The sequence below is a fragment of the Actinoplanes sp. NPDC023801 genome (assembly GCF_040639655.1).
Lineage (GTDB): Bacteria > Actinomycetota > Actinomycetes > Mycobacteriales > Micromonosporaceae > Actinoplanes.
Genome location: NZ_JBFAAI010000061.1, coordinates 1 through 11351 on the forward strand (window position 1 = coordinate 1; position 11351 = coordinate 11351).

Genomic DNA, 11351 nt, shown 5'->3' on the forward strand with positions numbered 1-11351 from the left:
CAACGCCTTCGATCTCGCCTTCGAAGGACGACTCACCGCAGCCCGTAACTGACCTTCAACAACATCGAGTTACACCGTTTTCTTGACACTCCCCCTACGCCGTCTTCTTCTCCTGCGGAAGGGGATACCTACTGTCCGGTTACGGCGCACCGCCAGGCGTTGAACTTTGACAGCAGCGCTCGCCGCGCGCTTACCCCTGGGATTGGGCGGTGTAGGTGCGGCCTTCGGCGCGGCGCAGGGCATCGAAGGGGGTGTCCCTATGGGTTCTGTCAAGCAGCCAGGGTGAGCTTTTCTGCCGGTTTGTGCTGATAGGGCGTCCCGGTGCGGAGCATGGCGTGCAGGACGTCAACGCGGCGGCGGGCGAGGCAGATGAGGGCGTTTCAGCTCCTCGGCGTAGAGAGCACATTCGTCGGCGTGGGCTTGACCCGTTTTGACGGACAGGGTCGATGAGTTGATCGTCAAGCTACCTTGAGTGCGGGTAGCAGGCTGATGTTGGCGCCGCTTTCGTAGGCGGCGGGGCTGAGGTAGTCGAGGCTGGAATATCGGCGGCGGGTGTTGTACCAGCCTTCGATGTATTCGAAGGTGGCCTGGTGGGCGGCTTTGGGTGGGCCAGGCCTGGCGGTGGATCAGTTCCGTCTTCAGCGTTGCGAAGAATGATTCGGCGACCGCGTTGTCCCAGCACTGCCCGCGGCGGCCGACGGACAGCCGGACCCCGTGCCGCTGCGCGAGACGGGCATGCTGGGCACTGGTGTACTGACAACCGCGATCGGAGTGGAAGATCAGCCCGTCAGCCGGCCGGCGCCGCCGGAGGGCATCGGTCAGAGCGGCGTCGATCAGGTCGGTCTTGAGGTGGTCGGCGACGGCCCAGCCGACCACGCGCCGGGACGCGAGGTCGATGACGGTGGCCAGGTAGAGCCAGCCTTCCCAGGTGTTGATGTAGGTGATGTCGCCGCACCAGCGGGTGTCGACCGCGGTCGCGTCCACGGTGAAGTCCCGGTCGACCAGGTCGGGGCGACTGCCGGCGTGCGGGTCGGCGATGGTGGTGGTCTTCCAGCGGCGCGGGTTCCTGCCGCAGATCCCGGCCACCCGCATCCGCCGGGCGATGCGTTTACGGCCGTGCCGCAGCCCGGCCGCAGCCAGTTCGGCATGGATCCGCGGTGCACCGTAGGTGCCGTTCGACGCGGTGTGCACCGCGATGATCTGCTCGGTCAACTGTGCGTCGACCCGGTCACGGGTGCTCTGCTCGCCGCGGGCGTGCTGGTAGTAGGCGGACCGGGAGACCTTCAACAGCTCACACGCACGTTTGACGTTGTGCTTGCCGGCCTGCTCCGCCTCGATGAACGGGTACACGTTCACCGGGTCTCCCGAGCGAAGAAAGCCGTGGCCCGCTTCAGGATGTCGACGTCCTGTTGCAGCCGCCGGTTCTCCGCCCGCAGCCGAGCCAGCTCGGACCGCTCATCCGACGTCAGCCCGTCCGAGCGGGTCCCGGTATCGATATCGGCCTGCTTGACCCAAGCCCGCACCGCGGTCTCGGTCAGGTCGAAATCCCTCGCGACCTGCGCAACGGTGCGGTCACCACGCTGACACAACTCCACGATCTCGGCCTTGAACTCGGGCGTGAACGCCCGCCGCAGCCTCGATCGCTTCTTTCCCACGCTCTCCATGATGCTGGACATCCTCCCGGAGACCGAAGGTCCCCTGATCTTGGATGTCCGTCAAAACGGGGCAGGCCCATACCTGTTCGCCGTTCCCAAAGACCAGCCAGGCGTCAGTGACGGCGGCGGCAGTATAATGCTGCAGCGGATCGTGCCCGGTAGCCGTAGTCGGGCTGACCAGGAGCTCATCACCAGCCAGCCGGAGAGCACGATCCTTGGATGCGGCCTGCGGCCGGTGAGGAAATAGCTGCCCCAGACGGCGCCGGAATGTGTTCGTGCCACCAGTACGCCTCGTCTAGGGTATGGGTTCGACGCCAGCAGGGCCGTGAGGTCGGTCATGGTGCGCCTCTTCATCGGCGAGCGCGCGCTCGCAGTTCGTCCATAGTTAGCGGGTCAAGCCAGGCAGCAGCGGCCATATCATTCTGCCGGTCTACCAAGATACTTGCTCCAACCATCCGGTGCCCCGGTCCCGGTTCGCGCAGGCGGATACCACTACCTAATCGACATGCACCCGGGGCAGGCACTCCCGCTTTAGCTTCCAGAGCCCTGTCGCGTGCGAGGCCCGGCACCGGCCTCGATCACTGACCGTCCTCAATGTATTTTGAAGATCGACTCGCGGCCCTGTCCGTTGGAACGCACACCTCGTGCTCATCGCGAACGGTGCCGCTTGTCATGGGCGGGCGTCCGACCCGCCCACCAATCGGGGAACTTGATATGGGAGTGACATGAAACGATCGATTCGCAGCGTCGGTGCCGCGTTCGCGGCGCTCGCCCTCACCGCGATGGGCCTCATCGTGACGGGAACCCCAGCCAGCGCGGCTAACTGGTCCACCTACACCAAGACCAGTAAGTGGACGTGCGCAGCCTCTGCCACTCCGCTCACCGGCGTCACCTTCGAAAGCTGCCTCATTATCAGCGACCGGACAACCCAGGCTGCCGTCATTATGACGAACAAGAGCGGCGGCTCAATCCAGATCATGGGCTACCCGGAGCATTACGTGGCGGGGGTGCAGATAGATGGCGGAGAATGCCCTAAGAGCACGCTGAGCAACGGCTACTCACGGGCATGTCTTTCACCGAGTCGCACCAACGCGTCCTGCGGCCTTGCCGCGCAGGGAAACAGCCACGGCTGGGTCATCCGCGGAGAGGCCGAGTTCCAGGTTCATAAGTTGACGGATACGAAGACAACCTGCTCGTCGTAGTCATTACATCGAGATGTGACGCAGCCGCTTCGTTCATACAGAGATGCGGCTGCGTCACATCTCCAGTAAGCCATCCGGCAAACCCGATACGGAACAGCATGAAGCGGTGTGCCGTCGAGGCTGTCTACGCTGACCCGGCTGGCGCTGCCCGTATCGCCTTCCACCGCTGGCGTCGGACAACTGCGCCGTTCCACTTCCTGGGTCCGGAACGTTCCGCTTCTAGGCCCCGAGCTTGTATAGCTGGCCCGAGGGGCGGCGTTACTGAGAGGTAACTCTTGGCCGTTCGGATGTGGGGCTCGCAGGCGGAGAGTGTGGCAGACGACTTCGGAAACCGACAGGCGCCTCCTCGTCGTGTCGGCCGCCACCGTCAACCAGTCGGCACGGCGGCGTGATCGCGTTGGCCTGCCACCAGCATCGCCTCCCCCAGCGCCCCGTAACCGTGCTCCCGCAGCCGTGGGTCATCCACCGGCGAGGATTCAGTGCGGCAATGCTGCGCTGGCCTGCGTCTGGTCGGCGCCGGCGCTGGCGGTCCGTTCCGCGTTGTGCCTCTTGTGCCAGTCGAGGATCAGCAGGGTGGCGTCATCGGCCAAGGTCGGTCCGGCCACCTCACGGACGGCGTCGGCCAACGACCGGACAGCCTCGCGCGGATGCAGAGCGGTCATCTCCCGCAGCCGTGCCGGCACGTCTAGGGCAGCAGCCTCGCGTTCGAGCATGCCGTCGGTGAGCAGGACCAGGCGGTCCCCGGGACGCAACGTGATCTCGGCGGCCTGGTAGCTGGTCTGGCGGAACATGCCCAGCGGGGGCACAGGGTCGACCAGCCGCAGCGCCCGGGTGTCGCCGTCCCGCACGAGCAGCGGTGACACATGCCCGGCATTGAGCAGCGAACACACGCCGGTGCGCAGGTCGAGGCGACCGAGCAGCGCAGTGAGGTAAGCGCCGGGCGCGACGGCATTGTCGATCAGGGCAGTGTTGGCCGTCTCGGCCTGCTGCACTAGACCATCGCCGCGGCGGCGGCTGTTGCGCAGGCTGCCCACGCCGAGGGTGGCGGTCAGCGCGCTGGCCACGCCGTGACCCATCGCGTCGGTGACGCTGAAATGCAGCACGTCGCGGGCCAGACTGTAGTCGAAGGTGTCCCCACCGATGGTGGCGGCCGGCTCCAGCCAGCCGGACAAGGTGAACGCGCTGGCCTCGCACGTCAACGCGGCGGGCAGCAGACGACGCTGAATCTCCGCGGACAGCGAGAACGAGGTCGTGCGCTGCCCCCACTCGAACAGGTCGGTGTGCCGCCGGTTGGCGATCACCACGTACGACAGCGCGTGCGCGGTACGGCCGATCGCCCGCAGCACCGGCGGAGCCGGCTCCTCCGGCAGGGTCATCTCCAGCAAGCCCATCACCTCGCCGCGGTTGGTCACCGGCGCCAGCACCGTCCACCCGTCAGGCTGCGCGAAGGTCTGCACCGCCTGGGTACGCAACGCCTGCTCGGCGGAACCGCCGTCGAACGGCAGCACGGTGGCCACCTCATCACCGGCGCGGCGGCCCTCACCCGCACTGTGCAGGGGCACATGGGCCAACCGGACCAGCGCCCGCCCGCTGAAATCGGCGATCAGAAACGAGACGGCGCGGGCGTTCAACGCGGCAGCAAGTCCGCCGATGACCGCCTCCACCGCATCCACCGGCGCGGCGTCCTCCACCGCATCCAACATGCCGGCCAGCAACTGTCCATGCTCGTCGCCCATCCCTGCACCCTACGAGACCTTCCGATCCTTGGGCACGCTGCAGTGACGCGGCCCAACTGCCCGTCGCACCGGCCAATTCACACGTACGGACCGTTCCACTTCCATGGCTGTGGAACGGCCCGGTGGACGCGGCCGGCGCCGACGGCAGGGCGCGGGCGGATGGCTCGGGTCCTGGGGGAGCCGGCGCCGCCCAGGTCCCACGCCCAGCTGCGCGGCCCGCTCGTGGAGTGGATCACCGAGATCCGCCCGGCCTGCCCGGCGCGAACGGCAGCAAGGCGCTGCTGCTCAACCACCGCGGCGCCCGGCTCTCCTACCGCGGCGCCCACGACATCCTTTGGGCGATCGCCGACGATGCCGGCATCCCCGATGATGTCTAACGGCGTGATCACCAGACAAGAATTAGAACATGCGTACCATCCCCGGATGGGTGAACAGAAGCGGTACGCCGCTGCCGTCGCGGTATGACTGCGACCGCTAGGTGGCCCTTTCGAGCGATAGTTGGCCAGAGCGTTGGGCGATCTAGTACTGCTACGGCGGGTCGCCACTTCGCGTGGTTTCGACTTCGCCGCGCAGCGGGAGCGGGCGATGCGCGCGGTCGGCGAACTGGCCCGCCGCGCCAAGGCCGGCGGGCGGCTGCGCGCCGACTTCGTCCTGGCCGACCTGATCCTGCTGCTGCAGGCCAACAGCGGCATCCGCGCGGAGACCCCGGCCGAGGCTCTGGCCGCCGCCCGCCGCTTCGCCGCCCTGCAGATCCAGAGCTTCCGAGCCCTACCGGACGCTCCCGTGCTGCCGCCTGCACCCCGGTTACCCCTGCTCACGATTGGCTAGTGCTCTGACCGGAAACGTTGGCCGGGTTGGTGACACGCCGGTCGCGGTTCGCGGGACGGCCGTCGTTGGGGAGCACGCTGTCGGCATGGCAGATCCTGTTCGGGCCCGTCGGCTTAGCGAAGACGAGGGCCGGCGATTACAGCAGATCGTGCGGCGTCAGACCGGATCCCCGATCCGGCTGCGCCGGGCGATGGTCATCATGGCTTCGGCCAGCGGGAACACCGTTCCGGCGATCGCCCGGCTGGTGCAGGGTGACGAGGACGCGATCCGGGACGTGATCCACCGGTTCAACGAGATCGGACTGGCCTGCCTGGACCCTCAGTGGGCGGGTGGCCGTCCCCGCCGCATCAGTGAAGACGACGAGGCGTTCATCGTCGCGACGGCCCGCACCAGACCGCAAGCCCTTGATCAGCCGTTCACCCGCTGGAGCCTACGCAAACTCGCCCACTACCTGGCCTTCAACCGCGGCCTGCGTCGCGTGGCCGTGAGCCGGGAACGGCTCCGCGAATTCCTGCACCAGCACAAGATCAGTTTTCAGCGGACCAAGACGTGGAAAGAATCAAACGATCCACAGATCGAGGCGAAACTCGCCCGGATCGAGCAGGTGACTACCGAGATGCCGCAGCGGGTGTTCGCTTTCGACGAGTTCGGGCCGTTGACGATCCGTCCGCACCTCGGCGCCTCGTGGACCGAACGAGGGCATCCGGACCGGCTGCCGGCGAACTATCACAAACTGTGTGGGGTTCGGCAGTTCCACGCCTGCTACTCGGTCGGCGACGACACACTGTGGGGCATCGTCCGAGCCCGCAAATCCGCGGGCAACACCCTCGCCGCGCTGAAGTCAATCCGCCGTGCACGGCCGGACGGGGCACCGGTCTACGTCATCCTGGACAACCTGTCGGCGCACAAGGGAACCGATATCCGAAGCTGGGCGGCCCACAACAAGGTCGAACTCTGCTTCACCCCGACGTATGCGTCCTGGGCGAACCCGATCGAAGCGCACTTCGGACCGTTACGCACCTTCGTCATCGCCGGCTCGAACCACCCCAACCACACCGTCGCGACCCGCGCCCTGCACAAGTATTTGCGCTGGCGCAACGCCAACGCCCGCCACCCCGACGTCCTGGCTGCCCAACGCCGAGAACGAGCCCGCGTCCGCAGCGAACGCCACCACCGATGGGGCCAGACCGCCGCCCGCGCAGCCTGACCCAACCCGGCCAACGTTTCCGGTCAGAGCACTAGCTACTGCCCGGGGGTGCCTGGTAGGACCTCGTCCGATCCTCAACCACGACCCACGGGAGGAGACACGCCGGACCGCAGGCGGCTCCTGCGCTACACGCCCACGGGAAGGCATCGAGTACATCGACCATTTAGGTGCCAACGGACGTCGCCTGCGGAGCCGACCACAACGGACGGTCGAAGGCGATTGCCAACGCTGCTAACGTGCGCCTGTCCTGTAGCTGTAATGTCGCAGACGGCACCGCTATCGGCGGAAGGTTGAAGCCCCATGTCGTCAGCCCGCCGCCGGAAAGGCATTCGCGAGGTCGCTGCGGCGGCCGGCGTCTCGGTCGGCACTGTCTCGAACGTTTTGAACAGCCCTGACATTGTGGCGGTTGATACCCGCAAACGGGTCGAGTTGGCGATGCAAGAACTTGGTTTCGTGCGAAACGGGCTGGCCCGCCAACTGCGGGAGGGTCGTGGTAGCACAGTGGGTGCTGTGGTGCTGGACATCGGCAATCCGTTTTTCACCGAGGTGGCGCGCGGGATCGAGGACCGCCTGGCGGAGGCCGGTTGCCTGCTCACCCTGTGTAGCACGGATCAGCGGCCCGAGCGGGAGGCCCGCTACGTGCAGATGCTGGAAGAGCAGGGCGTACGAGGCATGCTGGTGACACCCGGGCGAAGGGACTTCGAGTCGCTGTTGGCGGTTCATCGCCGCGGGGTGCCTGTCGTGCTGTTGGACTGTCCGAGCCCTACTGAGGAGCTGAGCTCGGTCTCGATCGACGACTTCCGCGGCGGCGAACTGGCTGCCGCGCATCTGGTCAGCCAGGGTCATCGAAGAATCCTGTTCTTGAACGGCCCGACGCAGGTCATGCAGTGCGCTGCTCGGAGCCGGGGCGCGCACCGCGCTGTACAGGAGGCGGGACTGGATCCGTCGCTGCATCTGTTCGAGGTGGCGCTGTCACGGGCGGACACCGACAGCGCCGAGCACACTTTGATGCAGATTTTGGCCTTGCCGGAGCGGCCGACCGCCATCATGTGCGTCAGCGACATGGTGGCCTTGGGCGTCATGCGCTGCTTGCGCAAGCAGGGCGTCAAGGTGCCGGACGACATCGCTGTCGTCGGTTATGACGATGTGCCCTTCGCGGCTGAACTCGCCACATCACTGACCACTGTCCGGCAACCCACCTATGAACTCGGGCATGCCGCGGCCGGGATTCTGCTGACCGAAGCAAACCATGCAGTACCCACGCGACATCAGCAGTTGGTATATCAGCCGGAATTGATCGTCCGCGAATCTGCCTGAGGAGACTTCGGTCCGGCGGGTGATGCGGAGTGGGACGGCCGCTGATCGACGAGGTCGCGCCGCGGGCCGATGCTGGTGCCGCCGGTGTTGCTTGCCGTCGGGCCGCGATGCGGTCTCATGGTGACTTCGCCGGTGCGCTTTGAGACGTGATCGAGGTTGTCAAAGGGTGTGGTGTTCCCTTGAGTGATCGTGGTCTCTCTGGTATGAAGGAAACAGCTAAATGGGAGCGCTCCCACACTTCGAGGGCCGGCGAGTGCTTCGGGGTCGGCTGCCACAGCGCGGCACGGCGTACACGTGCCCAGGCGGGCCTACCGACCTGCCAGGGCACGGGGTTGTCGAGGACGAGGAACTCAAAATAAATCGATACCCCTAACTGCTTGCAAGTGTTATTCCGCTTCACTACGTTGAGTGGCCAAAGGGCGGCCCTTATTGCAGGTCACCTCGCTTTACCTGCATGTGCTTGGCCGCGCGTAAGGCCGCCTCAAGGGCGGCCAGTTTTTCATGCCGGTTGTTGAAAGCTTTCAACGAGGCGCGCGAGAGTATGGCCATGCCCTCGCGGGCCGCAATGTGCCGGCATCCGCTCGCTTGCCTTCATGGCGGAGGCGATATCGACAGCAAGGATGGAGTCGGATGATGCTGTCCAGACAAAGGCGCACTGCATTGCTTGCCACAGCCGTTACGGCGGTGGTCGGCGGTGCCGGCCTCGTCACGGTTGCGGCCAGTGCCGCTGCCGCGGGGTGCCGGGTGAACTATGCCGTAACCAATCAGTGGCAGGGCGGGTTCGGAGCCAACCTCACCATCACCAATCTCGGCGATCCGGTCGACGGCTGGACCCTGACGTGGTCGTACAGTGCCGGCCAGAGCGTGACGCAGGCATGGAACGCGACCGTCACCCAGTCCGGCAGTCAGGTGACCGCTAGAAACGTCAGCCACAACGCCGGTATCGCAACGAACGGCACCGCCGAGTTCGGTTTCAACGGCTCATGGAACAACAGCAATCCCGAGCCCAGCGACTTCGCCCTCAACGGCACGGCCTGCACGGGAGCGACCACGCCACCCAGCGGCGGGCCCTCGCCTTCCGGCCCGACGCCTTCTACCCCGCCGTCTTCCCCGCCCCCTTCCTCGGGATCGGGCAAGCAGATGGAGGACCTCAACCGCGGCCTGGTCAGTGTCCGCTCCGGCTCCGGCAACCTCGTCTCGTGGCGGTTGTTCGGATACGAAGCCGCTTCGACGGGATTCAACGTCTACCGGGGCTCCAGCAAGGTGAACTCCGCGCCGATCACCAACTCCACGAACCTGTTGGACAACGGGGCCCCTGCGGACGCCACATACACCGTGCGGGCCGTGGTCAACGGCGCGGAACAGGCGCCGTCGGAGCAGTCCCTGCGGTTCACCGGCGGCAACTATCTCGACGTGCCGATCGCACGTCCGGCAAGCAACTACTCGGCCGGTGACGCCAGCGTCGGCGACGTCGACGGCGACGGGCAGCACGAGATCTTCCTGAAATGGGATCCCAGCGACCAGAAGGACAACTCCCAGAGCGGCACGACGAGCAACGTCTACATCGACGCCTACCGGCTCAACGGCACCCGGCTATGGCGGGTCAACCTCGGCCGTAACATCCGGGCCGGCGCTCACTACACCCAGTTCCAGGTGTACGACTACGACGGCGACGGCCGGGCCGAAATGGCGGTCAAGACCGGCGACGGCAGCGTCTCAGGCACCGGACAGGTGATCGGCAACGCCAACGCCAACCACCGCAACTCCGACGGACACGTCATCACCGGCCCGGAGTTCCTCACCGTGTTCAACGGCCTCACCGGCGCCGTGGCGTCGACCGTGAACTACGAGCCCGCTCGCGGAAACATCGCCGACTGGGGTGACAACTACGGCAACCGGGGCGAACGGTATCTGGCCGGCACCGCCTATCTCGACGGCCAGCGCCCCAGCATCATCATGGGTCGCGGCTACTACGCCCGGAGCGCGATCTCGGCCTATGACTTCCGCGACGGCCGGCTCACTCTGCGGTGGAAGTTCGACTCCCGTACCGCAGGCAGCCAGTACACCGGCAAGGGCACGCACTCGCTGTCCATCGCCGACGTCGACGGCAACGGCACCGATGAGATCATCTACGGCGGCATGACGATCAACGCCAACGGCACCGGCCGGTACGCCAACTACCCCCACGGTGACGCCCTGCACGTCAGCGACTTCGTCACCAACCGGCCGGGCCAGGAGATCTGGCAGATCCACGAGAGCGGCGGCATCGCTGCCTCGCTGCGGGATGCGCGCACCGGCGCGACCATCTTTTCGAAGGCCAACACCTGCGGCTGCGAAGGACCCGCCCGCGGCGCCGCCGGTGACATCTACGCCGGCAACCCCGGCGGAGAGTTCTGGGGACAGGGCACCGGCCTGACCGCCCTGTTCAACGGCTCCGGCGGCAACGCCGGGCGTAGCCCGGGTGTGGCGAATTTCCTCGCCTGGTGGGACGGCGACCTGACCCGGGAACTGCTGAACGGCAACCAGGTCGACAAGTACGGAACCGGCGGGAACACCCGATTGTTCACCGGCTCCGGCGCCCACTCGATCAACGGCACCAAGTCGACCCCGTCGCTGTCCGGCGACCTGTTCGGCGACTGGCGTGAGGAGATCATCCTGCCTCGCGACGACAACGGCGCACTACGCATCTTCGCCACTCAGAACCAGACTGACCAGCGCATCTACACCCTGCTCCACGACGCTCAGTACCGAGTGGCCATCGCGTGGCAGAACTCCGCCTACAACCAGCCGCCGCACCCCAGCTTCCACATCGGCAGCGGCATGGCAACTCCGCCGCGACCGAACATCTACGTCCGCTGACCAACCCGTCACAAAGGGGCAACCCCGGCGCGAGACGCCGGGGTTGCCCCTTGTGGATATCGCGGGTCCGTACCCGGATCGGTGTTTCCGGCGTCTTCGGTTAGTAGGTCTCGGCGGCCGGCCAGCGGTCACCGAAGGTGATGGCGGAGGCGTTCAGCAGGGCTTCCAGCGCCTCGTCCATCGGGCGCGGCCGGTTCCTGTCGGGTCCAGGCTGCGGGTCACAAGGTACAGGGCACTTCAATGCCGCCTGCTCGCTCGGGAAATGTCCCCGCGCTCGCGCAGCCCGCCGGTAGTGGTGAACAGTTTCAACAGCCCGTTCGGGCCGGTCAGCTCCAGCCCGCGGGCCTTGGCCTCGGCCACCATGGCCGCCGCGACGGCCTGCTCCGGCGACAGCTGCCGCCTGTCACCCTCGGTCTTCTTCCCTGGACTCACAACGTTCGATGTCATCACTTACGGTGCCCATCCCGCCGGACCTCAGCCCGGCGTGTCGGGCCGGAAACACCGCTCCTGTCAGTGTCACGCTTCGATGCGTCCCGGCGGGTTCGCT

Annotated in this window: 10 protein-coding genes and 2 pseudogenes; 6 read left to right on the forward strand and 6 right to left on the reverse strand. The window is 66.4% G+C overall.

Annotated features, from left to right (window positions below):
- Positions 1 to 458 precede the first annotated feature (458 nt).
- From AB0G04_RS43740 to AB0G04_RS43750, 3 genes and pseudogenes are all read right to left on the reverse strand, one after another.
- On the reverse strand, positions 459 to 572 hold the full coding sequence (locus tag AB0G04_RS43740) for a hypothetical protein (protein WP_360996559.1): 114 nt from the start codon (positions 570 to 572) through the stop codon (positions 459 to 461).
- 88 nt (positions 573 to 660) lie between these two features.
- Positions 661 to 1356 (reverse strand): annotated as a pseudogene (locus AB0G04_RS43745) (IS3 family transposase); the annotation flags it as partial.
- A complete protein-coding gene (locus AB0G04_RS43750; protein ID WP_360996536.1) occupies positions 1353 to 1664 on the reverse strand; it encodes a transposase in 312 nt (103 codons plus the stop codon). The pseudogene AB0G04_RS43745 and the gene AB0G04_RS43750, both read right to left, overlap by 4 nt.
- Before the next feature lie 716 nt (positions 1665 to 2380).
- Between AB0G04_RS43750 and AB0G04_RS43755 the strand changes: the two genes are divergently transcribed.
- Entirely contained in the window at positions 2381 to 2857 is a 477-nt protein-coding gene (locus AB0G04_RS43755; RefSeq protein ID WP_360996539.1) for a hypothetical protein, read from the forward strand.
- Positions 2858 to 3333: 476 nt separating this feature from the next.
- On the opposite strand, the gene AB0G04_RS43760 is transcribed toward AB0G04_RS43755, so the two are convergent.
- Positions 3334 to 4593 (reverse strand): PP2C family protein-serine/threonine phosphatase, encoded by a 1260-nt coding sequence (locus AB0G04_RS43760; protein ID WP_360996542.1) that lies wholly within the window; start codon positions 4591 to 4593, stop codon positions 3334 to 3336.
- 227 nt (positions 4594 to 4820) lie between these two features.
- On the opposite strand from AB0G04_RS43760, the gene AB0G04_RS43765 reads away from it, so the two are divergent.
- The 5 genes from AB0G04_RS43765 to AB0G04_RS43785 all read left to right on the forward strand — a co-directional run bounded on the left by AB0G04_RS43765 (position 4821) and on the right by AB0G04_RS43785 (position 10804).
- Complete coding sequence (locus tag AB0G04_RS43765; RefSeq protein WP_360996545.1) at positions 4821 to 4970, forward strand: hypothetical protein; 150 nt, start codon at positions 4821 to 4823, stop codon at positions 4968 to 4970.
- 133 nt (positions 4971 to 5103) lie between these two features.
- Positions 5104 to 5421: a hypothetical protein gene (locus AB0G04_RS43770; RefSeq protein ID WP_360996547.1), complete on the forward strand. Its 318-nt coding sequence runs from the start codon at positions 5104 to 5106 to the stop codon at positions 5419 to 5421.
- 85 nt (positions 5422 to 5506) lie between these two features.
- Entirely contained in the window at positions 5507 to 6628 is a 1122-nt protein-coding gene (locus tag AB0G04_RS43775; RefSeq protein ID WP_360996550.1) for an IS630 family transposase, read from the forward strand.
- Between the two features lie 300 nt (positions 6629 to 6928).
- On the forward strand, positions 6929 to 7945 hold the full coding sequence (locus AB0G04_RS43780; protein ID WP_360996553.1) for a LacI family DNA-binding transcriptional regulator: 1017 nt from the start codon (positions 6929 to 6931) through the stop codon (positions 7943 to 7945).
- 630 nt (positions 7946 to 8575) lie between these two features.
- Positions 8576 to 10804 carry a cellulose binding domain-containing protein gene (locus AB0G04_RS43785; RefSeq protein ID WP_360996554.1) on the forward strand — a complete coding sequence of 743 codons (2229 nt, stop codon included), beginning with the start codon at positions 8576 to 8578 and terminating at the stop codon, positions 10802 to 10804.
- A 100-nt stretch (positions 10805 to 10904) separates the two neighbouring features.
- Here the strand turns inward: AB0G04_RS43785 and AB0G04_RS43790 are convergent.
- Together AB0G04_RS43790 and AB0G04_RS43795 are read right to left on the reverse strand one after the other, a co-directional pair.
- Positions 10905 to 11117 (reverse strand): annotated as a pseudogene (locus AB0G04_RS43790) (IS256 family transposase); the annotation flags it as partial.
- Positions 11042 to 11251, reverse strand: a complete 210-nt coding sequence (locus AB0G04_RS43795; protein ID WP_360996557.1) for a hypothetical protein — start codon at positions 11249 to 11251, stop codon at positions 11042 to 11044. The gene AB0G04_RS43795 and the pseudogene AB0G04_RS43790, both read right to left, overlap by 76 nt.
- Positions 11252 to 11351: the final 100 nt, after the last annotated feature.

Excerpts from the sequence above, each read along its gene's own strand:
- AB0G04_RS43750 (WP_360996536.1), bottom strand. The coding sequence starts at position 1,664 with ATGGAGAGCGTGGGAAAGAAGCGATCGAGGCTGCGGCGGGCGTTCACG.
- AB0G04_RS43755 (WP_360996539.1), top strand. The coding sequence starts at position 2,381 with ATGAAACGATCGATTCGCAGCGTCGGTGCCGCGTTCGCGGCGCTCGCC.
- AB0G04_RS43760 (WP_360996542.1), bottom strand. The coding sequence starts at position 4,593 with ATGGGCGACGAGCATGGACAGTTGCTGGCCGGCATGTTGGATGCGGTG.
- AB0G04_RS43775 (WP_360996550.1), top strand. The coding sequence starts at position 5,507 with ATGGCAGATCCTGTTCGGGCCCGTCGGCTTAGCGAAGACGAGGGCCGG.
- AB0G04_RS43780 (WP_360996553.1), top strand. The coding sequence starts at position 6,929 with ATGTCGTCAGCCCGCCGCCGGAAAGGCATTCGCGAGGTCGCTGCGGCG.
- AB0G04_RS43785 (WP_360996554.1), top strand. The coding sequence starts at position 8,576 with ATGATGCTGTCCAGACAAAGGCGCACTGCATTGCTTGCCACAGCCGTT.
- AB0G04_RS43795 (WP_360996557.1), bottom strand. The coding sequence starts at position 11,251 with ATGACATCGAACGTTGTGAGTCCAGGGAAGAAGACCGAGGGTGACAGG.